This window comes from Oleiphilus messinensis (genome assembly GCF_002162375.1).
Classification (GTDB): domain Bacteria; phylum Pseudomonadota; class Gammaproteobacteria; order Pseudomonadales; family Oleiphilaceae; genus Oleiphilus; species Oleiphilus messinensis.
In genome coordinates this window covers 3,457,380-3,480,416 of sequence record NZ_CP021425.1, presented here as the reverse complement: position 1 = coordinate 3,480,416, position 23,037 = coordinate 3,457,380, and the positions used below count along the sequence as shown (strand labels likewise).

The window sequence follows — 23,037 nt, the reverse complement described above, 5'->3', positions numbered from 1 at the left end:
GTAAACAAACCCCAGGCCTGAACTTTTCGGTTAAGAGAAAGCAATCCGGTAAACTATGAAAGAAGGACGTTACGAGTATAAGGAAAAAATTGGCGAAGGCGGAATGGCCTCTGTTTATCGTGGCGTACAGGTATCGTTAAATCGCCCGGTGGCAATCAAGGTTCTCGCGAAGCAATTATCCAGTCACCCGGAGGTGCGAAAGCGCTTTCAAAAAGAGTCACTCATCGTTGCAAGGCTGAATCACCCCAATATTATTCACGTAATTGATAAAGGTAATACCCGAAAGGGACGTCCTGTATTTGTTATGGAATATGTTGAGGGAGAAACATTGCAGGATGCGATCCGTGCCGGTGCATTACCCTTTAATCGCAAAATTGATTTGATTATCCAGATTTGTAAGGGGCTGGCTTATGCGCACAAGGCCGGTGTGATACACCGTGATATAAAGCCCGCGAACGTGATTATTGATGCCGAAGGCAACGCGAGATTGCTTGATTTCGGCATTGCCTGCTTTTTTGAAGATGATACCGAGCGTCAATCCGAGTCTAATTTGATTCTGGGGACTGAAGGGTTTATGGCCCCTGAGCAGTACGAATCGGCTTTGCAAACCTCGGAAAAGAGCGATATTTATTCTCTGGGGGTTTTAATGTTTCAGGTGTTCACCGGTGTGATGCCGCGGCAACCCCTGGAGCGACCTTCTCGTTACGAAGCGAAACTAAAAGGGCCGCTGGAAAATCTCATTTTGAAATGCCTGGAAGTATCTCCGACAGAGCGACCAGGCAGTGTAGAATTTATCAAAAACGAGCTTTTGAAGATAATGCAGGGCCAGCATCTGCAGTTGGCTCAACAACGTAGTGCAGGGGAAGGCTTATCCGATATTCGCAAAAAATTTGCGTTGCTCGATGTCATTAAGGAAAACCAGTTCGGTTCGTTGCACCTTTTTGAAGATACACAGACGCAATCATTACTAGTGATAAAAAAGCGGCCTGCTTCCGCATCTGGCTATAAAGAAGCGAAAATTCTGAGTCAGCTTCGTCATCCCAATATTATCAATATTCGTGGCACGTCTAAAAAAGACGATATCTATATTATTGTGATGGAGTATCTTGCAGGGGGGAGTCTTCAGGATAAGTTGGTCGAAGACTTTTCAATTGATTCGTTTTTGAATATTGCACTGGATGTCTGTAGTGGCTTGGCATTTGCCCATAAAAACAGAATGGTGCATGGTAATTTGAGGCCCAGCAATATTCTGTTTACTGAGGAGGGAACCGCGAAAATTAGCGACTTTGGTTTGAATGAGCATTATCACCGGGATGATCTGGAAAACTGGTATGGTATGAATACCAAGGAGCCCGCATCAGAACTTTCAGATATCTTTTCATTAGGGGCGATATTTACGCATATGTTGACCAGTACTGTGCCCCAATTCAAAGATAAAAAACTGATCCGTGGCCGAGCGTTTATTGCGCTTCCGGAGAATCTTCAGGCGTTGCTGCTGAGAATGTTGGACCTCGCGCCGGAAAAACGCATGCAAAGCGTCGATGCAGTCATATCAGAGCTTACGGTAATGAAATCTGAAGGGCGTAAAGTGGTCGCCGAACGAGACTGGGAGCCGACGATTGTGCGTTCGATTGATGATGACGTGAATACAAAGCAGAATTCCAGATTGGGATACTGGCTACTGTCTTTCATTATTATTGTATCGTTTTCTATCAATATTGTATTTGTTACCGGTGGCGCCGACACGGTCAAAAATACCCTGAAAGGGTGGCTCTCTGTACTCGGCTTTTAAACGGGAAAAGGAAAATAAGGGCTGCACAGCACAGCCCTCTCACCAGGATGTGAGTAAACGTCTCATATGGCAGGCCAGAGAGTACCAGACCGGACACGTTTAATCCTTGATGCATGTCAGTTTAGTGACATCAACTGACCGTTAAAGCCCTGGTGATATCAATGCAAAGGGATTCGATAAGATTTACGCTTGCGGATATCCCGTACTGCCCGAAATACCGTAAAGGTAAAACCGGCGATAAAGATAAGAGCGATTGAGAGCAGCGCCATATCCGTTGCAATGCTAACGGAAATATTAAACTGAAATGCGGTCATCAGTGTTTCCAGCTCTTCAATAAACAGTACCAGCGAGAATAATCCCCCGACAATACCGGTAAAAAGCTGACTAACGATAATCAGCACTGATGGAATTGTGGCGACATGTCCACAATTATTACATTGGTAGTTTTCAGTGTATTCAGCTTCCCCTTCTTCGATAACAGGAAACATCAGGCCTCGGCTGCATTTTTTGCAATAAAGCTTGTCACGAGTGACGGACTGGGTTTGGTTCGGCATATTCATGGAATTTATTGTCATTGTTTTAATTTTAGTTTGATTATTTTGATTTTAGCTTAATTATTATACATGTCTGGTGATTTTGAAGTACTGCTATTCTGTATTTATCCACCTTGGGCTCTAAGAATTGACAGGATCGCACCCTGTGTCAAGGACGAGGGCGGTAAAACGTGAAAAAGGCAGTTAAAATAGGATAAAACGACGTTGATTTGCTCAGATTCGAAGGTATGTCACAAAAATGTCGTGGTGAAAGTATTCAAAAGGTCTAGTAGGACGATTATTATCATGTCAGAAAAATAACAATTCTGAGTTGTGAAGCGTGACTGAGCTACGCGACCAGAAATACAATAACTTAAAAATAAACCTCAATAAATACAGAACAACGAGGCAAGGAAACTCAAATGGAAATGCAGAAAACGAATTTAGCGCTACCCCTTGACCGGGCTTATCACTGGGAAAAGGCGAAAGCGGGAGACATCTATTTCACTCAACCGATGGGCAATGGTGTCGTTGTCGAATATACATGGCAACGGGCAATCGGCGAAGCTCGACGCATGGCTTCGTACTTGAAGTCATTGAACCTGCCCCCGCAAAGTAAAGTTGGCATATTATCGAAAAACTGTGCTCACTGGATCATGACCGATCTGGCGATCTGGATGGCAGGTCACGTCTCCGTGCCGCTGTATCCGACGCTGAACGCAGAGACCGTATCCTATATTCTGGATCACAGTGAAGCTAAGTTATTGTTCGTGGGTAAACTCGATGACTGGGACACGATGAAGCCCGGTATCCCGGATGATTTGCCATGTGTATCTTATCCGCTTAGTCCGCCGAACAATTATGAAACCTGGGATGATATTGTTGCCAAATTCCCGCCGATGCAGGAAAACGTGACTCGGGAGTCTGAAGAGCTGGCAACGATTGTTTATACCTCGGGCAGTACCGGGAAGCCTAAAGGGGTTATGTTATCGTTCTTCAATATGGCGTATTCCGCTGAAGGTGTTATCAAGGCACTGGATATCCACTCTGATGAACGCATGCTGTCCTATCTTCCGCTGTCTCACGTATTTGAGCGATTTGTAGTGGAGATGGGGTCGGTTTACAAAGGGTTCCACCTCTTCTTCGCAGAATCTCTGGATACATTTGTCGCGGATTTGCGTCGGGCGAAACCTACATTGTTCCTGGCTGTTCCGCGTATCTGGACCAAGTTCCAGTCTGGCATCTTCCAGAAAATGCCTAAAGAGAAAATGGATCGACTGCTCAAACTGCCTTTGATTAACAAGTTAATCAAAAAGAAAGTATTAAAGGGCTTGGGTCTGGAATATGTTAAATTCGCAGGGAGTGGATCTGCGCCCTTGTCTGAAGAGATTATGGGCTGGTATCGTAAGTTGGGCCTTGAATTGCTGGAAGGGTATGGCATGTCGGAAAACTTTGCCTATTCCCATATGACGAAGCCAGGACGTAGCCGTATCGGTTATGTTGGTGAAGCATTGCCAGGGGTTGAGGTTCGCATCAGTGAAGCGGGAGAGGTGCAGGTTAAGAGCCCCGCTACCATGATGGGCTATTTCAAGGACGATGAAAAAACAGCCGAGACGTTCACTGAAGATGGTTACCTTAAAACGGGGGATAAAGGTGAAATTGATGAACTGGGTCGATTGAAGTTGACTGGGCGTATCAAGGAAATCTTTAAAACCAGTAAAGGTAAATATGTTGCGCCTGCGCCGATCGAAAACCGGATTGTTGCCCATCCCCACATCGAAATGGTCTGTGTTGCTGGCGCAGAATTTCCGCAACCTCACGCAATGATTATGCTGTCGGAAGAAGCCATGGCCAAACGCGTGGATGATACGTTCCGCATGAATCTGGAATCCAGCTTCAAACAACTGTTGAGCGAAGTTAATGAAACGGTAGACCCCCATGAGCGCCTGCAATTCTTTGCGGTGGTGGAAGACGAGTGGTCAATCGAAAATAACTTCCTGACGCCAACCATGAAAATGAAGCGTAATGTAATCGAAGATGCTTACAAGCAACGCCTTGACGACTGGTACGCTGCGCGTAAGCCGGTACTTTGGTGCTAACTTTCAGCCAGCTCACTGAAAAGCGAAGTAGCTGAAAACGTAGTAACCGAAAAAGTAGTAATCGAAAAATAGTAACCGAAAACAAAAAGGCGAATTCACGGATTCGCCTTTTTGCTGTTCTGGATTTTGTTTGAACGTTTCTGGATTTTGTTGCAACGTTTTGATTAAGTGTTGAATCTAGCCATCAAGGCTCTTTTTACTGCGTTTATGCAGTGTATCCATGGAATGGCTCAACAGAATAACCGGGATTATGCCCACCGCGACGATAATCAGGGCTGCAAGTGCACTCTCTTCCAATAGTTCATCAGATGCAAATTGATAGACAAATGTCGCTAATGTTTCAAAATTAAAGGGCCTTAGAATGAGCGTTGCAGGTAATTCTTTCATACAATCCACAAATACCACCAGAATAGCCGTAAGCAATCCGCCTTTGATAATTGGCAAATGGACTTTCAATAAAACCTGAAGACTATTCAGTCCGAGTGAGCGACTGGCCATGTCCATATTCGGCGTGACTTTTTCAAGACTTGATTCAACCGAGCCTGCCGCGACAGCAAGAAAGCGAACGGAATAGGCGAATACCAGCGCAAACACGGTGCCACTGAATATCAGGCCCGTTGACTGGTCAAAGTGTGTTCTGAAAAAGCCATCAATAATGTTGTCAAAGGCCGCCAAAGGTACGATAACGCCCACAGCGAGCACTGCACCGGGCACCGCATACCCGAGATGGGCCAGTCTGACCAGGATTTTGATCGGTCCAGACTTGATGAGTCGGTTTGTGTAAGACAGGATTATCCCGAGAGTGAGTGTGAACAGTGCCGCGACAACGGCAAGCGTAAAGCTGTTTAATGCATACTCTACGAACTCAGGTGTCCAGCTTTTCTCAAAGTAGACGAAAGCATAGTAGGCCAGAATCGAAAAGGGGATGATAAAACCCAGCAGGATTGGCAGCAGACATGCGATGCAGGCTGTAATGCCATAGATGCCAGGGAGTGGGATGCGGTCTTTGCCGTAAGGGCTGAGTTTGTTTTGGTAAAGTTTGAGTTTTCGTCTGGAGTGGCGCTCGGATAAAATAAGGGACACCATAAACAGTAGCATTACCACGGCAATTTGCGCGGCTCCACCCACGTTTGCCAGATTCAGCCAGGTATCATAGAGTCCTGCGGTCAGGGTGCGTACCGCGAAATAGTCAACAGTGCCAAAGTCATTCAAGGTTTCCATTAGCACAAGGGATAAGCCAACAATAATGGCAGGCCGGGCGATTGGCAGTGCTACTGTAAAAAACGAAGACCATGCAGTGCGACCGAGACTCCGGCTGGTAATAAACAGGGTGGGAGGCTGGTCTTTGAAAGAGGTCTTCGCCATCATGTAAATGTAGGGGTAAAGCACCAAAGACATCATGACGATTGCGCCACCCATACTTCTAATTTCCGGAAACCAGTAATCCGAGGCACTTTTCCAGCCAAACACATCACGTAAAAAGCCCTGGATTGGGCCAGCATACTCAAGGATGTCCGTGTATACGTAGGCAATGACGTACGCAGGCACAGCAAAAGGCAGAAGCAAGGCCCAATTCATTACCTTTCTTCCGGGAAAGTCGCAAGATGATACCAGCCAGGCAGATCCAATTCCGAGGAGGAGGCTACAGATTCCTACCCCCAACATCAGCAAAAGTGTATTGAGCAGATAATCCGGCAGCACTGTATTCATTAAGTGAGGCCAGATATTGTCTTCGGGGAACATGGCCAGATAGAAAACAGCAGCAATCGGCAAAATCACGATAATGCTGATGACAAATGTGATTGCCGTCCAGGCTGAAAGTTTGCTTCTCAGAAATAATAGCGATGAAACGGAGAGCTGTGCTTGCATGACGACATCTCAAATGCTTAAACGCAAAAAGCAGCCGGACGAAGTGCGTCGTCAGGCTGCCAGTTTCAACACAATGCTTTAGGGGTCAGTGACACCTGAAGGATTGTAAGGTTGGGGTATTAACCATCGAAATCAACGGTGTCTACCATTTTGACCGCAGTCTCTCGATGTTTTTCGATTTCGGCCAGTGGAATTTTGTCCGATTTGAATTCACCCCAGGATGCGACTAACCCGGAAGGTTGTACATTGGCGTTAACCGGATACTCGAAGTTTTGCTCTGAATAGATCCGTTGTGCCAAAGTATTTGATAAAAACTCCATCAACTTTAGAGCATTGTCTCGGTTTGGAGCAGATTTGGTCATGGCAACACCGCTGATATTCACGTGCGCACCGCGATCTTGCTGATTTGGGAAGTTAATGTTGACGGATGCCGCCCATTCAGACTGTTCTTCATCCATGAGCATTTTTCCATAGTAATAACTGTTACCCAGTGCCACATCACACACGCCTTCTTTTACTGCCTTAACCTGTGCTCTGTCGTTACCTTGGGGTTTGCGTGCCAGGTTACCCTTGACTGCACGGAGCCATTTCTCAGCTTCCGCTTCACCATGATGAGTAATCATGGATGCGATCAAGGCAATGTTGTAGGGATGTTTGCCACTGCGGGTACAGATTTTGCCTTTCCATTCCGGGTTGGCAAGATCCTCGTAGGAGTTAATAGCGCCTTCTTTGATCCGGTCTTTTGAGGTGTATATCGCTCTGACTCGAGTGGTGAGTGCATACCATTTACCATCGGGATCACGGTACTGGGAAGGAATGTTGTCATTCAATGTTTTACTTTTAACGGGTTGAATCACGTCTGCTTGCTGAACTTGGGCAAGGTTCCCCAAGTCGGTGGTTAAAATGAGGTCAGCCGGGCTATTTCGACCTTCTCGTTTCAGCCTTTCCGCCAGACCTTTTTTGGCGAACACAACATTTACCTTTACGCCAGTTTCCCGGGTAAACGTATCGAATAGCGGTTTCATTAAGAAGGGTTGACGAAGTGAGTAAACATTTACTTCTTCAGATGCGGATGTAACGCTGGATGCAGCAATAGAGAGTGCTCCAAGGAGCCAAACTAACTTAGCTTTCATTTGAGTCGTAACCTCAGTCGCCCGAAAAATCGAGAGGCGATATCAAAAGTGGATTTTGAGGAAAGAAAGATCCTCTAATTATTAACGATTATGATTCTTGTTATAATTGCGTATATTGTCAAGTTTCTTTAACATTTCATGCTGTAATTTACCTCGGATTCCTATCTTTGAGCTTGAATACAGTCTTTGAGCTTGAATACAGTCTTTGAGCTTGAATACAGTCTTTGAGCTTGAATATTGTGTTTGAACTTTAATACTGTGTTTCGAAAAGTTTAGTCACATATCACATCGAATAAAAAGTACTGCTATTATAAGAATGGAGCTGGAAGCTTAACCTCGTTCTAAGGTTGTGAAATTGATCTAACACAAGCTATCGGTGGAAACGTAAATCACCTATGTAGCACTTGCCTCTAACCCGAAGACAATTTTATAGGTCTGTATTTTGAGAGAAGAAGAACAGGGTTCTGCTGGAGATCGTAGAAATCATAATCGAACTTCATTCAATGCCCGCGTAAAAATCATGCATAAGGATTTGGGGGAGGTATTGTGTAATACCCGTGATATCTCAGATGGTGGCGTGTTTGTGCTGATCTCTGCCGAACAGAAGTTTCCCAAACTGGGTAGCTTGGTTCGGGTGCAGGTACAGGGATTACCGGTTGAGGCTCCAATTCTCGATATGGTTGTTGTACGAAAAGGTGTTGATGGTTATGGATTGCACTTTTTGAACAACTACGAATAAACCTTTTTTGCCTTTCTATCCAATTAGGTCTCTACCTTTATCTTCCCGCCCTCTATTCCTGCAGGCCGCTTAACAGGTGAGCTTGTGGTTCCAATGTTGTATCATAGTGCACATTTTGAAATATTATAAAAATGGGTGATGGTAAGAATGAAATATTGGAAATATGGAGGGGCTTTAGCATGCGCAATGCTGTCCGGGTGTGCGAGTTATCATGCCCATTATGCGAGTTTTGATGCCCGCAATTCCGCAGGTGAGGAGCGAAAGTTTGTTGTTGAATGGCAATCCGCCAAGTATCCCGGCTGGATCTGGTTTGATAATGAAACAACGCCAGTTAAAATTACCACCCAGTGCAGTGAATATGAGTTGACTTTCAGGGATCCTGGCCACAGTGAATGTAGTACAGAGGCCAACGCGATTGCCGCTTGCGGCAGGGTCGGTAAAGATATTTCCCGAGACGGTCGTGAAGTATCCAGCCCTACTCAAGTGTGCGGTACTGTCACGGATGCAAACGGGGCGACTCATATCAGTGAGCTGGGGCGGGAGATCATGATAACGGTATCCTGTTGGCCTGAATCCACGACCTATCAGGACGGTGATGAGAAAAAAAACATAGATTATCTCAAGCATTCTATTGTGCCCTATACGATAAAAACGATCGAAGCACCGTTATTTGATATGAACCGTAAACCGCCTCAGCTTTCCGATAACATTTGTGAAAAATAGCCTTTACGTTTTTTATTTATAAAACACCCCTGACACCATCACAAATAAAATGTGATGGTGTTGTCATTTGTACAGAATGTAAGATAACTCTGTATTTGGGTAACAAGTTCCCATAACTTTGTAATTGATTCTCTTCTGTCTTTTCATTAAAAATGAAAGTGTAGAAAAGCGGTTTGGCGAGTTGGATCGAGGTACTTGAAAATGGCGGTTACTCATAAGCAAATATCGGTAAGTCAGTTGCAGTGCGGGATGTACGTCTCTGATCTGGATCGACCATGGTGTCAAACCCCATTTCCACTTCAGGGTTTTTATGTTCGCAGCGATGATGATATAAAAGCAATCGCCAGTTATTGTAAGTCAGTGACCGTAGATGTTTCTCTTGACAGGAGTTCATTTAACTATGAACTCCTGGAGCTGGATGAGTCGGGTAGTAATCAAAAAAACAAATCTTTGGTTCAGGGGGCTCCCAGCCAGGTATTTGTTCAGGAAAGGAAGAATGCAGACAATGCTCAATCTCTGCGTATCAAAAATCCGATCCAGTATGACGTCTCGAGTTCGCTTAAGAAAGAAGTAAAAGTCGCGAAGGTTCTGCATACAAAAGTAGCCGAAGTTTTGTCAGGTATTGCGCATAAAATTCGTGAAGGTAAAACGTTTTCCATTGCTGAAACCGAACAGGTTGCTGCTGAAATGGCGGATAGTGTGATTCGCAACCCGGATGCCATGGTTTGGCTTTCCAGAGTGCATTTGCGTGACACCCACAGTTTTAACCATGGTATTAATGCTTCAATCTGGTCGTTGGTATTTGGTCGCCATCTTGGTCTCGAGAAAAGTTTGTTGACAACGCTGGCTTCAGGGGTGCTGCTCTCACAGGTTGGTAAATCCAGGTTGCCGGATCATATTATCAACAAGGCGGGTCAACTTGATCAAACAGAGTTTGAAGAATACAAAGAATATGTTAACTACGGCGTAGAAATTCTGGAGCAAACGCCGGGTGTCTCGCCTCAGGAATTGAATGTAGTGCGCTGCCATCGTGAACGGCATAATGGAACCGGTTATCCGAACGCACTCACTGGTGACCAGATTCCTTTGCTGGCCAAGATTGCAGGTCTGGTTGATGCCTATCAGGAATTGATTGAGCCCCGTGCCGGTGTTGATCCGATGACGCCGGCTCAAGCTGTTGCGCAGTTGTATGAGGCTCGCAATATTGAGTTCCAGGAAGTACTCGTCGAGAAGTTTATTCAGGCCGTTGGCGTGTATCCGACCGGTACGGTGGTGGAACTCACGACCGATGAGGTTGGTATTGTGCTCTCTCATAATCCCAAGCGTCGGTTGTGGCCAAAAGTAATGGTCGTTTTGGATCGGGAAAAGCAGCCGCTCAAATCGACCCGTGTTGTTGACCTGCTGGATTACAATGAACAAGAGCGTAAAAGCGAGACCGTCCATATTCAAGGGAGCTTGCCTTACGGAGCGTATGATGTGGATCCTGCCAATTATTCAGTTACTGGAGGCTCAAGCCGATGGAATTTACGAAGCCTGATTGGTTAGCGGGTCGTAAGTTCAGCTTACGGGTTAACGGAATGGTGAAAAGTGTCCTCTGAAAATATTCCGGCGACCCCCCGCGGAATCCAGGCGAAACATTCACGAAAACGAGACACCGCATCTAAAGGCAAAGCAGATTCAGATGCTGGCAGGAAAATATGCCCGGTTTGCAGTCGACCCTTGGCGAGTTGCTACTGTGCCCATATTTCTAAAATCGATAATCAAATACCCGTGGTCATCCTCCAACACCCGGACGAGACTAAAAAAGCCCTTTCAACAGTTCCAATCCTCGAATTATCTCTGACTCGGTGTAGTGTTTATCGTGGCCTTGATTTTAATCATCAACAAGAACTGCAAGGGCTGATCCATAACGCTGCGGTTCAAGTCGCGTTGTTGTTTCCTACGAAACATGCCAAACCAATCTCGGACTGGGGGACAATGCCGGGTGACCCCCGTCTGCAACCAACAACCAAAGCGTCGCAGTCCAGAGCATTAATCGTATTAGATGGCACTTGGCGTAACGTTAGAGAGCTTATGTTGATTAACCCGTTCCTGTCGGCGCTTGAATGTGTGTACCTTCCGGAAGCAGAAGGCCGATACCGGATCCGGAAAGCCCCGGAGAAAGGTCAACTTAGCACCATAGAGGCAGTAGGAGCGGCTTTGCTTGCTGTGGATCCTTTATTCGGCTTGAGGGAATCAAAACTGCTATTGGCACCATTCGAGTTTATGATCCAGTATCAAATTCAGCGCATGGGAACAGCGGTATATCGGAAAAACTATAATTAATGCCATCAATAACACAACCGACACGCAATCGGCAGCGTTATTGATGGTAAGCGTACTATGGAGTTAACAGGATCAATCAATGATTACACGGAAGTTCTGCCGAAACCATCGGTAATCCCCTGTGCGTTTGAAATTGATTAAAATTGTGGTTTCCTGTCCAGACGTACCCAGAGAGAAGTAACTGAACTGGCGTTCGGCCATATTGATATCCGCAATGCGAACGATTTCTTCATTCAGCGAGACGACTTCGAAGCCATCCAGTTCGAAACCGAGCTCAACGGAATTTAATTCAACTATGCGGGTTTCATTGTCGCCTTCATTTAATTCCGCGGCGTAATCCAGGAGAAAAAATTGACTGCCTATATCATTCAGCGCATTTTCGGCTTGATCTGCAAGGTAGTTACCGATTGAGTCGGTGTTCACATCGTCTAGGTGCCGTCTACTCTCGATGATGGCATCTCGCAGGGATTGCAGATCTTCGCGATATTCAAAGTCCTCGTCAAGGTCTTCGCGTTCTGAGCCATCTTCGTTGAATTTTGATTCTGTGTTTGCAATTTCTTCGGGGGTTGGGGGCTCTTCGCAAAGTCGGGACTCTTCTGAGAAAAAGCAGATTTGTTCAATAACCTGGTTGATGGGTGATGTTTCTGTCTCGGTATTCAGCGCAAAAGCATCTTCCGATACGGTAAAATCGATCGGGTCGGAAACCGTTTGCAGGGCTACATTGAACTGCTCGATATTTCGCTCAGTCAGAACAACTTGTTCTCCGGTATCGTTCAGGTTTTCATTCATGACCAGCAGAAATCGGGTCAGGTTACGTATGGTGGTATTGTTTTCTGTAATTTCGACTTCCGGAATTTTATGAGTAGTCAAACCATTTTCGATGCCGCCGATCTGTAAATCTGCGCGAGCGTTTCCCTCAAACTCCAATGGCGTCAAAATATCTTTTGCTGGAACGCCCTCTACCAAAAGCAGGTCACCCACCCAGAATGAAATCGTTTCACCATCTCGGTATGTGAATTCTCCTGCATCATTGAGCTGGCCTTCTTCTGTTGCCGTTCTGTAGGTCAGACCGGAAACGCCAGAGGTGGTCAGACGTCCTGTTTTTAAATCGGGTGAGGATGAATTGCTGCTGTCACTACAGGCGCTGGTGAGCAGACACAGAAGCAGGGTAATAGGAAGAGCTCGCATACTGGGAAATAACCTTAAATTATTTTACTGTGGATTCAATTCCGGATTTTCTTTTTTTTATTACGGGCCGCCCGGGCAGGCCGTAACGTTAGAATAAGGCATAGTCTTCGGGATTGTCATTGTTTAAGTATTATAAGTTTCTCGTAGCGGAGTTTCTGCAAGGCGCTTCGCAAAAAGTGGGATAACTGTTCACAAGTAGTATGCCAAGAGGCAGAAATAGGCCAACTGGAATGTAATTACACACAGCTGGACGTAAATATCCAGATTGAGTGATTTAAAAAAAAACAATCGACCCCATGTTAGGGGGGGAACCACTGAATTAGAGGATGGAATGACAGCAGCACTTGAAATTAAAGATTTGCGAAAGGTTTATGATAATGGCCCAGAGGCGTTGAAAGGGATTAGTCTGACTGTAGAGCAGGGTGATTTTTTCGCAATGCTGGGGCCAAATGGTGCTGGAAAGTCAACTACTTTGGGTATTGTTTCCTCTCTTGTTAACAAAACATCCGGTTCTGTTCGAATCTTTGGCTACGATATTGATGCTGAGTTGTCATCGGCAAAACGGCAGCTGGGTGTAGTGCCCCAGGAATTTAATTTTAATCAGTTTGAGAAAGTGCTTGATATTGTCGTGACTCAAGCCGGGTTCTACGGAATCCCGTCCCATCAGGCCCGTCCCCGTGCCGAGCGATATCTTAAGGCATTAGGACTTTGGGAGAAGCGGGATGAACAGGCGCGAATGCTATCCGGCGGTATGAAACGCCGACTAATGATCGCTCGAGCCCTGATTCATGAACCCAGGTTGCTGATTCTGGATGAGCCAACAGCGGGTGTGGACATCGAGTTGCGGCGATCGATGTGGGAGTTTTTACAAAAGATTAATGCAGAGGGCGTTACGATCATCCTCACAACCCATTATCTGGAAGAGGCAGAAGCGTTATGCCGCAACATTGCGATTATTGACCAAGGGCGAATTCTCGAAAACACTACCAAACGTGCCTTGTTACAGAAACTGCACATGGAGGTTTTCATTCTGGATATTCCTGAGTCGGATCTGGATAAACTACAGTTAAGCAAAACCTACCAATTTAATGTAAATAGTGACGGTGCTGTCGAAGTTGCCGTAAACCAGGGGCAGACGCTCAATTCAGTGTTCGCCGAACTGGAGCATCTCGGAGTATCGGTCAGCAGCATGCGAACAAAAAGTAATCGGCTGGAAGAGTTGTTTGTGGATCTGGTGCAACAGGGTGATAAAACGGGCCAGGGAGAAAAAAATGACTAAGCTTACCGATCTGGAGCGTACTGAGAGTGGGGATTCGCGGCATCTGATTTATGTCGCTTTCAAAACATTGCTGGTAAAGGAAATTCGTCGTTTTACCCGTATCTGGCCTCAGACACTTTTGCCACCCGCCATTACGATGTCACTTTATTTCGTTATTTTTGGTAATTTGATCGGCCCGCGCATTGGCAGTATGGACGGGTTTGATTACATGAGTTACATCGTGCCCGGGCTGATTATGATGTCAGTTATCACGAATGCCTACTCAAATGTTGTGTCTTCATTTTTCAGTATGAAATTTCAACATAGTATAGAGGAACTGCTGGTTGCTCCAATCCCTAATTACGTGATCCTGGCGGGGTATGTTGCAGGTGGGGTTGCACGAGGGCTGGGTGTCGGTTTTATTGTCACCTTGTTGTCGCTTGGCTTTACGGATCTGGAGGTGCATCATGTTGGTGTCGTGCTGAGTATTGTCTTTCTCACCGCGGTGTTGTTCTCCCTGGGGGGATTTATCAATGCAATGTATGCCACAAAATTTGATGATATTTCGATCGTACCCACTTTTATATTGACACCATTGACCTATCTGGGCGGGGTATTCTATTCGATTAGTCTGTTGCCGGATTTTTGGCAGGGCGTGTCACTGATTAATCCGATTTTATATATGGTGAACACATTCAGGTACGGGATTCTGGGTGTGAGCGATATAAACATCGTTTTCGCTTACGGCATGATTATATTATTTATTATAATCCTTACGGTATTCAGCCTTAGGTTGCTCAATCGCGGAGTTGGTATCCGGTCTTAGCTGAATTTTGACTGTTAAAACGTCATAATTAGAGAGTGACCGATGATTAGAGAGTGACCGATAATTAGAGTGTGACAGCCAAAGCGATTGATAGACTTGGTCTCATTTTAATCAAAAACTTTTTCAACAAGCAGTACATGAAGTAACCATGAGTGAATTGAAAAATGCCCCTTTGGGCAAACAGACTTTATATGTGTCGGAGTATGATCCCAGTTTACTGTTCCCGATAGCGCGGGCGCTAAATCGGGAAGAGCTGAATATTGGAACCGAATTACCATTTTTCGGTATCGATTTGTGGACGGGGTATGAATTATCCTGGCTCGATTATCAGGGTAAGCCTCAAGTGGCGATCGCGGTATTTCGCTTTCCTTGTGAATCCCGATACATCATTGAATCCAAGTCCTTCAAGTTATACCTGAACTCTTACAATCAAACACGCTTTGCATCCTCTCATGAGGTTAGAGTGCAATTGCAAAAAGATCTGGCTGGTGCAGTGGGCTGCGCGGTCAGTGTTGATGTACACCCGGTCAGCCGTTACCTGACGGGTGAGGGGCGGGACACGCCATCAAATGCGCTGGATCAGTTTGTATTATTGGACGAATTGGATGTTACGATTGATGATTATCAATACAATCCTCAGCACTTGAGTTTGAATGAGGGAAGCCAGTCGGGTCACTATCGCTATCTGAGTCATCTGCTCAAATCAAACTGTCCTGTTACCGGACAACCAGACTGGGCTACGGTGTATATCGATTTGCAAGGAGAGGCCCCGGATCCCGAGGGCTTACTCAAATATATTATCTCGTTCCGGGAGTATCAGGATTTTCACGAGCACTGCGTTGAAAAAATCTATGTTGATCTGATGCGCCATTTACAGCCTCAGGAATTAACGGTATGGGCGCGCTATACCCGTCGCGGCGGGATGGATATCAATCCTTATCGCAGCAGTAGTAATACCCGACAATTTGATTTTAGCAGGACAGAGCGGCAATAAAGTGCCAGGGTACGCGTGAATTCTGGCTATGATCAGTCAGCTTGCTTCAGCTTTTGAGCGGCGTTTTCAAGGGCCAGTATAACGGTTTCACGGTCCTGAGTGTGTACCTTATCGGTATCCAGATACATCGCAAAACCTTCCTTTTCATGTTCCATAAAGCTTTGATTACCGCCGATATCACGACGGAAGTCGATGATTTGATAGATAGGAACCGGTTTTGCGAAGCCTTTTACGGTGATTTCGCCCTTATCTCGACACATGATTGTATCTTTGATTAACGAGAATGTTTCATAAGACACCAGTATTTCGCCAGATTCAGAAAGTGATTCAAGGCGACTGGCCAGGTTCACTTCTTTACCGATGATGGTGTAATCCATTCGGTTCTCAGCCCCGAAGTTACCGACTGTACAATAGCCAGTGCTGATCCCCATACGAATTTGTAAGGGGGTGCGAATACCCTGGCTTTTCCATTTTTGACGCAGAATCTTCATATGTTTGCGCATTTCAATCGCCATTCCGACGCAGGCAAGGGTGTCCTGTTTCGGGCCTCGGCTGGTTGGGTCGCCGAAGAAAATCATAATGCTGTCGCCAACAAATTTATCGATGGTGCCGCCATACTTGAGTGCAATCTGCGACATTTCATTAAAGTAGTTATTCAGTATCTCGGTCAGGCTTTCTGGCTCAAGTTCCTCTGCGAGATCTGTGAACCCTTGTATATCCGAGAAAAATACGGCAAGTTTTTTACGCTGGGTTTCCAGTCGAACGTCGCGTTCGCCAGTGAATATCGATTGCCATACCTGGGGAGACAGATATTTCGCAAGTTTGTGAGACAGGGCAATGGATTGTTCGCGCTGAAATTGAATTTGATATTTTGCCTGAACCAGCGCGCGGGCTTGCTGGTGAGTATAAAATGCAGTTACGCAGACATAAATTGCTGTGCCAAGCCCCGAGACTACACTCACTGGAACCGGGGTTACGTCAGCCAACTCAATGCCATAGACAATCGACGCGGAAATAATACCAAAGAGACACGCCAGTGTACCGAAAAGCCAGCTTTTCATCCCACCTACAATAATCAGACTGAAGTGCAGCATAAGCATCATGAATAGGGTGGGGGTGAGACTGAAGCCTAGAACAACAAAAGTGCAGCCTACGATGAAAGCATCGATTACCAGAATACGTTGGCGAAAAGCGGGGTCATTCCTGCGACGAAAATAACGACCAACAAAATAAACGAAATGGGGCCAAAGCATTGCCGCCGGCACAAACCAGATGAGATAGCTATCGAAATGGCCTTCGAGAATACCGCTTATGAATGTGGCCGCACCCGCCAAATATCCCAGAACGCGCGCGTTGTAGTCTGGCATAGGGGGGATTGCTGCCGGTTTTCGTGCTTCGGCATGCTTTATTTTAGTGTTCGTCAGCGCGGCTACATTCATCAACGTAGAGTGACCTGATAATAATAAACTTCAAAATGATCGTATTTTTGTTGAAATATAATCGAGTTTTAATATTTGATGGCGCTTGATCAACAATATTAACAGCACTGATACAAAATGACACTTAAACAGCTCTTTAAACCGGCCTGAGGTTGTAGTCAGTGTGTTGCGCATCAATTTTAATGAGGCAGGATCCAACTGTTTCCAGTGGCGGGGACGCACACAAAACCCGGTGCTCCAAAACGGCTTTGCGTTGAGGCGCTCCTGTCTTGGCGCATCGTATTTTCTATTTTCTTCTTTTTTACCAAAACCCTTCCCATCGGTGGCAAAGAGTATCAGTATTCGAGATCCCAGACAATCTCACCATGAATAAGAAGTCATTTTTGGAATGAAATTCTATTGTCGGTGTAGGTCTATAAATCCAGTTCCTTTCGCGGCACGCGCCTAAACGTCAACACGGAAATCCCTTGCCGTATTTTGCCTCTTTCCGCTCGAAATTTTTGCGAGCTACTTCTCTCTGGCAGGGCTGTTCTCTTCTAACTATCTGTAAAATATAGAATAACGATTAAGTGTCGACGATTTTTGGTTTCTGGCACTCTCATTGCTTTATTGGATGTGAAGTTGAAAGCTTGCCGCAAATAGTTTTGGAGTTGATATGGCGATTTCATTTGCAAATGCATTAGGTATCCACGAACAGGCATTGAATGTTCGGGTGAAGCGTGCGGAATTACTGGCGAATAATCTGGTGAATGCCGATACGCCGGGTTTCAAGGCACGAGATATTGACTTCAAGGCCGTATTACAGGGCGTCCAGAAAGATACGCTGGATATGGAGCAAACCAACTCTCGGCATTTGAATACTGGTGCTTCTTCAGAGTTTGATTTGATGTATCGAAATCCCGTTCAGCCGGCAATTGATGGTAATACGGTGGATACACAGCTTGAATTGGCCGCCTACACCAAAAACAATCTGGATTACGAAGCGAGCTTTCAGTTTCTGAACAGCAAGTTTAAGGGCCTTTCAGGCGCGATAAAAGGAGAATGATGATGTCACTGTCTCAGATTTTTGATATTGCCGGTTCGGGTATGAGTGCACAGTCCATTCGCTTGAATACTACGGCCAGTAATCTGGCCAATGCGGAAACGGCAAGCAGCAGTACAGATGAGGTTTATCGCGCAAGAAAGCCAATTTTTGCCACCATTCACCAAGGGGTTATGCATAACCAGAGCCCAACATTGTTTGGTGACGATCTTGAATCAAAAGGCGTACAGGTCAAAGCCATTGTCGAAAGTGATGAGCAATTGCAAATGCGTTATCAGCCGGAACATCCTTTGGCAAATGAGCAAGGGTACGTCTATTACCCGAATGTGAATGTCGTGGAGGAAATGGCGGATATGATGTCAGCCTCCCGGAGCTTTCAGACCAATGTGGATGTAATGAACAGCGCGAAACAAATGATGCAACGCATTTTAACCCTGGGGCAGTAACTTAAGGCGAGGGCAAGATCATGGCGAGTGTAGGTGCAACCTCTCAGGGGTCTGAAGTTTTACAGAATTACGCGTTAGAAAATTCCAAGAAAAAGGATGGCGGAGAGCTCGGTAAAGGCGAGTTTCTGGAATTGATGCTGGCGCAATTGAATAATCAAAGTCCGCTTGAACCCCAGGATAACGGTGAGTTTATCGCTCAGTTAGCCCAGTTCAGCGCGCTGGAAGAAATGCAGGGGTTAAATGCGACCGTTGAGAATTTCGGAACCCAGTTCCGCTCGACTCAAGCATTACAGGCATCGGCAATGGTGGGTCAGTCTGTATTGGTTAATGCCAGCGAAGGTCCGATGGATCCAAATGGCACGATGTCCGGTATCGTGGATTTGCCCGGAAGCACTTCAAGCCTCATGGTATCGGTCAAGAATGCCACAGGAGAGCTGGTCAAGCAGGTAGACATGGGGCAACAGTTTGCCGGTCAGGTTGCCTTCCACTGGGATGGTTTGAATAGCGATGGCGAGCAAATGCCACCCGGGAAATACAAAATTGAAGCTATGGCCAGTTATTCGTCCGGTACTGAACAGATTGATACCTTGCTGAGCTCCAACGTCGACAGCGTGTCTCTCGGGACAGATGGTGCCATTACGCTTAACCTTGCAGGGGTTGGTTCTGTACCGTTAAGCGAAGTACGACAAATTAACTAATATCGAATTCCCATATAAGTGCGCTTTAACCGTCGTCGGTTGAAGCGCGTGTAGAAACAAAAGCAGAGGTGTGTTATGCCGTTCAACATTGCTCTCAGTGGTCTTAAAGCATCGTCCCTTGATCTCGAGGTGACCGGTAACAATATTGCCAACGCCGGTACGGTTGGTTTCAAGCAGTCACGGGTCGAATTCGGTGATTTGTATGCAAACAGTTTCCTCAGTTCAAGCTCTAACCCGGTCGGGGACGGGGTTCAGGTCCAGGATGTACGGCAGTTGTTTGGGCAAGGCAACATCAACTTCACCGACCGCGGACTCGATCTCGCCATCAGCGGTGATGGTTTTTTTATAGTTGAGGATGGCGATCAAACCAAGTTTACCCGCGCAGGGCAGTTTGGTGTTGATAAAGATGGTTTTGTAGTAAATAACACGGGAATGCGTTTACAAGGGTTTACGGCAGACGAAGATGGGAATGTTGGTGGCATACGAGATGATATTGTAGTCAATAATGAGAATTTAGCTCCGCAGCGCACACAGTTGGTCGAGCCGTCACTAAATTTGGACTCATCTGAGCTCGTACTGGAGGAGCGTGGCATTGAATTTACTACGGATGGTGCTCAGGCTGGTTTCATAAATGCTGGTTTGACCAACAGCTTCCCGGCGACAAACTGGACTGTTACTTACGCGGATAGTTCAACGGATACTCTTGTACTTCCTGCTGGACAGTCAGCAGGTGCCAATGCAGCACAAATTACAACCGCTTTAGATGGTGTTGAGGCTACAGCAACAACTTCAGTTGCAATTAATGCAGATACATTTACACCTGATGCAAGTTCTTCACTAACGATCAATGGTATTACTTTTTCCGGTTCTTCTCTTGATTCCGTTGGAGACCTTGCTATTGCAATTAACTCTTCTGCGTTAGGTGGGGTGAATGCTGTCGTAGAGGATGCAGGGCTTGCATCAGAGCGCTTGGTGTTGACACATAACCAAGGTGCTGACCTCGTGATGAGTTTTAATGCTGGAGGAGGTGCTGGGACTGTTGAGCTAGAGCGCTTAACTGTGGATGGGCAGCCAGCGGATGCAACCGGTGCGATAGCCGGCGCGGGTGCATCTCAAACCCATACGTTTCCGGCAGACGGAACAGATGCAACAATTTCAGGGATTATGACTGTCATCACTGAAGAGGGGGCTACGATAGCAGTATTCGATGATGATGGCGATAATGACCCGACGAATAATGTCGTAAATACTGATTTAATCACTGCTGCAGGGTTAACGGGAAGTCAATTTTTAAATAATGTTTTTGACCCCGCTGATGCAGGAACATATAACCACTCAACTTCTACACCTATTTATGACAGTTTGGGGAATCAACATGTGTTATCTATGTACTTTGTTAAGCAGGCTGCTACAAGTGCAACTCAGGCCAATACATGGCAAATGTACACGTTAATTAATGGGAATGATATTGGTGATCCAGTTACTGCTGGTGGGGATCCAACTCGGCAAGCTTTTGCACTTGTTTTTGATAATGAGGGGAATTTAAGGGAAAACCTCTCAGATCTACCCATAATTACGAACTGGTTACCACTTGATGCAAACGGCGATTATAATGGAGCAGATCAGCCGATCAATGGGGCAGATGGAGGCAATGTCTTACCGTTACCTGACCCACCTGACAGTTCAAACTTTTTTATTGATATTACCAATCTCACGCAGTATGGAAGTCCATTCACTATTGCAGATATGCAGCAAGATGGTTTCACAACAGGAAGATTATCGGGATTGGATGTTGATGATTCGGGAATAATGTTTGCGCGATATTCCAACGGAGAATCTCGAGTAATATCGCAGTTAGCGATGGCATCCTTCAATGACAATGAGGGGTTGTCGCCCGTGGGTGACACTGCTTGGGTTAGCACGTTTGAATCAGGTGACCCAATTATAGGTACCCCGGGTACGGGTGTTCTCGGCTCCATTAAATCCGCTTCACTGGAAGAATCCAATGTCGACCTGTCGGATCAATTGGTAAACCTGATTGTTGCGCAACGAAATTATCAGGCCAATGCCAAAACCATTGAAACTGCAGACTCGGTAACCCAGACCATTATTAACCTCAGATAATAATTTGAATTGAACAAGGCGGGGTGAGAGCCCCGTACTTGGTGTGTAATTTGCTCGGTCTCGTGAATAACGATAAATGTAACAATTTTTTGACACTGCTGAATCAGGAGACCGAGGATGGATAAGGCCTTATATATTTCAATGTCGGGTGCCAAGCAAAACATGCTTTCGCAACAGGCTCACGCCAATAACCTCGCCAATGCCAACACAGTTGGCTTCAAGCGCGATCTTGAGCAAGCTCGCAGTATGCCGGTCTTTGGTGATCACTTTCCAACGCGCGCCTATGCCATGTCGGAGCGTCCGGCAACGGATACCCAAATGGGGCCGATGATCGAGACGGGCCGTTCACTGGATGTCGCGGTAAGAGGTGACGGCTGGATTGCCGTTCAGGCGGAAGACGGGCAGCCGGCTTATACCCGAGACGGACAATTTAATATTGATGCGAATGGTATTTTGAGAACCGCCCATGGATTGGCTGTGCTAGGCAATGGTGGTCCGATTGTGGTTCCCCCGGCAGACAAAGTTGAAATTGGCGGCGATGGTACCATTTCCATTATACCGGCAGGTCAGGGTGCTGAGACGATTGCCGAAATAGACCGTATTCAAATGGTCAAGCCTGACAATAAAACCATGGAAAAAGGGCTGGACGGGTTAATGCGCCCCAAGCCCGGTGTTGATCAACCTGTCCCGGATGCTACGGTAACCCTGGAATCCGGATTCCTCGAGGGCAGCAATGTGAATGTTGTCGATGCCCTGACTCAAGTCATGTCTCTCTCCCGTCAGTACGAGCTTCAAGTGAAAGTAATGCGCTCTGCAGACGAAAATTCTCAAGCAGCGGCACGCTTATTGCAGAATTCCTAATATAGTCATCAATGTGGCGTAAAACCGTCACTTGAGGGAAAGAAAGCGCCGCTTGATTTAAGGCGCGCTAACCGCAGGATCGTCAAAGCGGCTAAGTCCTTCCTCTCGAGTTACGGGATCGATGTTAATCGATTCGCCTCGCGATTTGTTAGGAGTGTCGTTATGCACGCAGCACTGTGGGTTAGTAAAACCGGGTTAAGCGCTCAAGATAAAGCGTTGACCACTATTTCCAATAACCTCGCGAATGTGAATACAACCGGATTCAAACGCGACCGAGCCGTGTTTGAAGATTTGTTGTATCAAACCCAGCGCCAGCCCGGAGGGCTGACCTCCCAAAATACCGAGTTACCTTCAGGCTTGCAGCTGGGAACCGGGGTGCGTGTCGTCGGAACCCAAAAAGAATTTACCCAAGGGAACCTGCAGGTCTCCGAGCAGCCGCTGGACATTGCGGTCAGTGGTCGGGGCTTCTTTCAGGTCTTGATGCCGGATGGCAGCATTTCCTACACCCGTGATGGCCAATTTCACCTTAATTCCGAAGGTGTGGTTGTGACTGCCAGTGGCAATCCGTTGGAACCTCAAATTCAACTTCAGGACAGCACGACCTCGGTCACGATTGGCAAAGATGGAACTGTAACCGCTACGGTGGCCGGGCAAACTACTCCAGTCAATATCGGGAACATTACATTGACGGATTTTATCAATCCGGCTGGTCTTGAATCCATTGGTAATAACTTGTTCAAGGAAACCGGCGCCAGTGGCGCTCCGGTCGAAGGTACGCCAGGGCTGGATGGTTTTGGGTCCACAGAACAAGGCATGATCGAAAGTTCGAATGTGGAAGTGGTCGAAGAATTAGTCAACATGATCACCACCCAACGCGCTTATGAAATGAACTCAAAAGTGGTTTCAACTGCAGATAGCATGCTGCAGTATATCTCGAGCAATCTTTAA

20 protein-coding genes are annotated in these 23,037 nt (G+C 46.3%); 15 read left to right on the top strand and 5 right to left on the bottom strand.

Annotated features, from left to right (window positions below):
- Positions 1-55 precede the first annotated feature (55 nt).
- Entirely contained in the window at positions 56-1,792 is a 1,737-nt protein-coding gene (locus tag OLMES_RS15195) for a serine/threonine protein kinase (protein ID WP_087462045.1), read from the top strand.
- Positions 1,793-1,950: 158 nt separating this feature from the next.
- On the opposite strand, the gene OLMES_RS15190 is transcribed toward OLMES_RS15195, so the two are convergent.
- Positions 1,951-2,352 carry a hypothetical protein gene (locus OLMES_RS15190; protein WP_087462044.1) on the bottom strand — a complete coding sequence of 134 codons (402 nt, stop codon included), beginning with the start codon at positions 2,350-2,352 and terminating at the stop codon, positions 1,951-1,953.
- A 395-nt stretch (positions 2,353-2,747) separates the two neighbouring features.
- On the opposite strand from OLMES_RS15190, the gene OLMES_RS15185 reads away from it, so the two are divergent.
- Complete coding sequence (locus OLMES_RS15185; RefSeq protein ID WP_087462043.1) at positions 2,748-4,424, top strand: AMP-binding protein; 1,677 nt, start codon at positions 2,748-2,750, stop codon at positions 4,422-4,424.
- A 177-nt stretch (positions 4,425-4,601) separates the two neighbouring features.
- Here the strand turns inward: OLMES_RS15185 and OLMES_RS15180 are convergent, their stop codons facing one another.
- Together OLMES_RS15180 and OLMES_RS15175 are read right to left on the bottom strand one after the other, a co-directional pair.
- Entirely contained in the window at positions 4,602-6,293 is a 1,692-nt protein-coding gene (locus OLMES_RS15180; RefSeq protein ID WP_087462042.1) for an ABC transporter permease, read from the bottom strand.
- A gap of 119 nt (positions 6,294-6,412) precedes the next feature.
- A complete protein-coding gene (locus tag OLMES_RS15175; protein ID WP_087462041.1) occupies positions 6,413-7,426 on the bottom strand; it encodes a Fe(3+) ABC transporter substrate-binding protein in 1,014 nt (337 codons plus the stop codon).
- A gap of 442 nt (positions 7,427-7,868) precedes the next feature.
- On the opposite strand from OLMES_RS15175, the gene OLMES_RS15170 reads away from it, so the two are divergent.
- The 4 genes from OLMES_RS15170 (at position 7,869) to OLMES_RS15155 (ending at position 11,213) form a co-directional block, all read left to right on the top strand.
- Positions 7,869-8,165 (top strand): PilZ domain-containing protein, encoded by a 297-nt coding sequence (locus tag OLMES_RS15170; protein WP_087462040.1) that lies wholly within the window; start codon positions 7,869-7,871, stop codon positions 8,163-8,165.
- A gap of 147 nt (positions 8,166-8,312) precedes the next feature.
- Complete coding sequence (locus OLMES_RS15165; RefSeq protein ID WP_157678328.1) at positions 8,313-8,888, top strand: hypothetical protein; 576 nt, start codon at positions 8,313-8,315, stop codon at positions 8,886-8,888.
- 201 nt (positions 8,889-9,089) lie between these two features.
- Positions 9,090-10,433: an HD-GYP domain-containing protein gene (locus OLMES_RS15160; protein ID WP_087462038.1), complete on the top strand. Its 1,344-nt coding sequence runs from the start codon at positions 9,090-9,092 to the stop codon at positions 10,431-10,433.
- Between the two features lie 42 nt (positions 10,434-10,475).
- Positions 10,476-11,213: a tRNA-uridine aminocarboxypropyltransferase gene (locus OLMES_RS15155; protein ID WP_087462037.1), complete on the top strand. Its 738-nt coding sequence runs from the start codon at positions 10,476-10,478 to the stop codon at positions 11,211-11,213.
- 72 nt (positions 11,214-11,285) lie between these two features.
- Here the strand turns inward: OLMES_RS15155 and OLMES_RS15150 are convergent, their stop codons facing one another.
- Positions 11,286-12,401 (bottom strand): hypothetical protein, encoded by a 1,116-nt coding sequence (locus OLMES_RS15150; RefSeq protein ID WP_087462036.1) that lies wholly within the window; start codon positions 12,399-12,401, stop codon positions 11,286-11,288.
- A 331-nt stretch (positions 12,402-12,732) separates the two neighbouring features.
- Here OLMES_RS15150 and OLMES_RS15145 point away from each other — a divergent pair, with 331 nt between their 5' ends.
- From OLMES_RS15145 to queF, 3 genes are all read left to right on the top strand, one after another.
- A complete protein-coding gene (locus OLMES_RS15145) occupies positions 12,733-13,680 on the top strand; it encodes an ABC transporter ATP-binding protein (protein WP_087462035.1) in 948 nt (315 codons plus the stop codon).
- Complete coding sequence (locus OLMES_RS15140; RefSeq protein WP_087462034.1) at positions 13,673-14,485, top strand: ABC transporter permease; 813 nt, start codon at positions 13,673-13,675, stop codon at positions 14,483-14,485. Before OLMES_RS15145 ends, OLMES_RS15140 begins: the two co-directional genes overlap by 8 nt.
- 148 nt (positions 14,486-14,633) lie before the next feature.
- Positions 14,634-15,479: an NADPH-dependent 7-cyano-7-deazaguanine reductase QueF gene (queF, locus tag OLMES_RS15135; protein ID WP_087462033.1), complete on the top strand. Its 846-nt coding sequence runs from the start codon at positions 14,634-14,636 to the stop codon at positions 15,477-15,479.
- Positions 15,480-15,511: 32 nt separating this feature from the next.
- Here the strand turns inward: queF and OLMES_RS15130 are convergent, their stop codons facing one another.
- Complete coding sequence (locus OLMES_RS15130) at positions 15,512-16,918, bottom strand: adenylate/guanylate cyclase domain-containing protein (protein WP_232465120.1); 1,407 nt, start codon at positions 16,916-16,918, stop codon at positions 15,512-15,514.
- A 655-nt stretch (positions 16,919-17,573) separates the two neighbouring features.
- Here OLMES_RS15130 and flgB point away from each other — a divergent pair.
- From flgB to flgG, 6 genes are all read left to right on the top strand, one after another.
- Positions 17,574-17,963 (top strand): flagellar basal body rod protein FlgB, encoded by a 390-nt coding sequence (gene flgB / locus OLMES_RS15120; protein WP_087462031.1) that lies wholly within the window; start codon positions 17,574-17,576, stop codon positions 17,961-17,963.
- Between the two features lie 2 nt (positions 17,964-17,965).
- Positions 17,966-18,406 carry a flagellar basal body rod protein FlgC gene (flgC, locus tag OLMES_RS15115; protein ID WP_087462030.1) on the top strand — a complete coding sequence of 147 codons (441 nt, stop codon included), beginning with the start codon at positions 17,966-17,968 and terminating at the stop codon, positions 18,404-18,406.
- 20 nt (positions 18,407-18,426) lie between these two features.
- Positions 18,427-19,104, top strand: a complete 678-nt coding sequence (locus tag OLMES_RS15110) for a flagellar hook assembly protein FlgD (protein WP_087462029.1) — start codon at positions 18,427-18,429, stop codon at positions 19,102-19,104.
- Positions 19,105-19,179: 75 nt separating this feature from the next.
- Positions 19,180-21,228, top strand: coding sequence for a flagellar hook protein FlgE (locus OLMES_RS15105; protein ID WP_087462028.1), 2,049 nt, complete (start codon positions 19,180-19,182; stop codon positions 21,226-21,228).
- Positions 21,229-21,345: 117 nt separating this feature from the next.
- Positions 21,346-22,089: a flagellar basal-body rod protein FlgF gene (gene flgF, locus OLMES_RS15100; RefSeq protein WP_087462027.1), complete on the top strand. Its 744-nt coding sequence runs from the start codon at positions 21,346-21,348 to the stop codon at positions 22,087-22,089.
- Positions 22,090-22,251: 162 nt separating this feature from the next.
- Positions 22,252-23,037 carry a flagellar basal-body rod protein FlgG gene (gene flgG / locus OLMES_RS15095; RefSeq protein ID WP_087462026.1) on the top strand — a complete coding sequence of 262 codons (786 nt, stop codon included), beginning with the start codon at positions 22,252-22,254 and terminating at the stop codon, positions 23,035-23,037.

What these genes read in the sequence shown, in the direction of transcription:
- OLMES_RS15185 (WP_087462043.1), top strand. Translation starts at nt 2,748, where the DNA reads ATGGAAATGCAGAAAACGAATTTAGCGCTACCCCTTGACCGGGCTTAT.
- queF (WP_087462033.1), top strand. Translation starts at nt 14,634, where the DNA reads ATGAGTGAATTGAAAAATGCCCCTTTGGGCAAACAGACTTTATATGTG.
- OLMES_RS15160 (WP_087462038.1), top strand. Translation starts at nt 9,090, where the DNA reads ATGGCGGTTACTCATAAGCAAATATCGGTAAGTCAGTTGCAGTGCGGG.
- OLMES_RS15105 (WP_087462028.1), top strand. Translation starts at nt 19,180, where the DNA reads ATGCCGTTCAACATTGCTCTCAGTGGTCTTAAAGCATCGTCCCTTGAT.
- flgB (WP_087462031.1), top strand. Translation starts at nt 17,574, where the DNA reads ATGGCGATTTCATTTGCAAATGCATTAGGTATCCACGAACAGGCATTG.
- OLMES_RS15130 (WP_232465120.1), bottom strand. Translation starts at nt 16,918, where the DNA reads ATGAATGTAGCCGCGCTGACGAACACTAAAATAAAGCATGCCGAAGCA.
- flgG (WP_087462026.1), top strand. Translation starts at nt 22,252, where the DNA reads ATGCACGCAGCACTGTGGGTTAGTAAAACCGGGTTAAGCGCTCAAGAT.
- OLMES_RS15180 (WP_087462042.1), bottom strand. Translation starts at nt 6,293, where the DNA reads ATGCAAGCACAGCTCTCCGTTTCATCGCTATTATTTCTGAGAAGCAAA.
- OLMES_RS15110 (WP_087462029.1), top strand. Translation starts at nt 18,427, where the DNA reads ATGGCGAGTGTAGGTGCAACCTCTCAGGGGTCTGAAGTTTTACAGAAT.
- OLMES_RS15175 (WP_087462041.1), bottom strand. Translation starts at nt 7,426, where the DNA reads ATGAAAGCTAAGTTAGTTTGGCTCCTTGGAGCACTCTCTATTGCTGCA.
- OLMES_RS15145 (WP_087462035.1), top strand. Translation starts at nt 12,733, where the DNA reads ATGACAGCAGCACTTGAAATTAAAGATTTGCGAAAGGTTTATGATAAT.
- OLMES_RS15165 (WP_157678328.1), top strand. Translation starts at nt 8,313, where the DNA reads ATGAAATATTGGAAATATGGAGGGGCTTTAGCATGCGCAATGCTGTCC.
- OLMES_RS15140 (WP_087462034.1), top strand. Translation starts at nt 13,673, where the DNA reads ATGACTAAGCTTACCGATCTGGAGCGTACTGAGAGTGGGGATTCGCGG.
- flgC (WP_087462030.1), top strand. Translation starts at nt 17,966, where the DNA reads ATGTCACTGTCTCAGATTTTTGATATTGCCGGTTCGGGTATGAGTGCA.
- OLMES_RS15190 (WP_087462044.1), bottom strand. Translation starts at nt 2,352, where the DNA reads ATGAATATGCCGAACCAAACCCAGTCCGTCACTCGTGACAAGCTTTAT.
- flgF (WP_087462027.1), top strand. Translation starts at nt 21,346, where the DNA reads ATGGATAAGGCCTTATATATTTCAATGTCGGGTGCCAAGCAAAACATG.
- OLMES_RS15150 (WP_087462036.1), bottom strand. Translation starts at nt 12,401, where the DNA reads ATGCGAGCTCTTCCTATTACCCTGCTTCTGTGTCTGCTCACCAGCGCC.
- OLMES_RS15195 (WP_087462045.1), top strand. Translation starts at nt 56, where the DNA reads ATGAAAGAAGGACGTTACGAGTATAAGGAAAAAATTGGCGAAGGCGGA.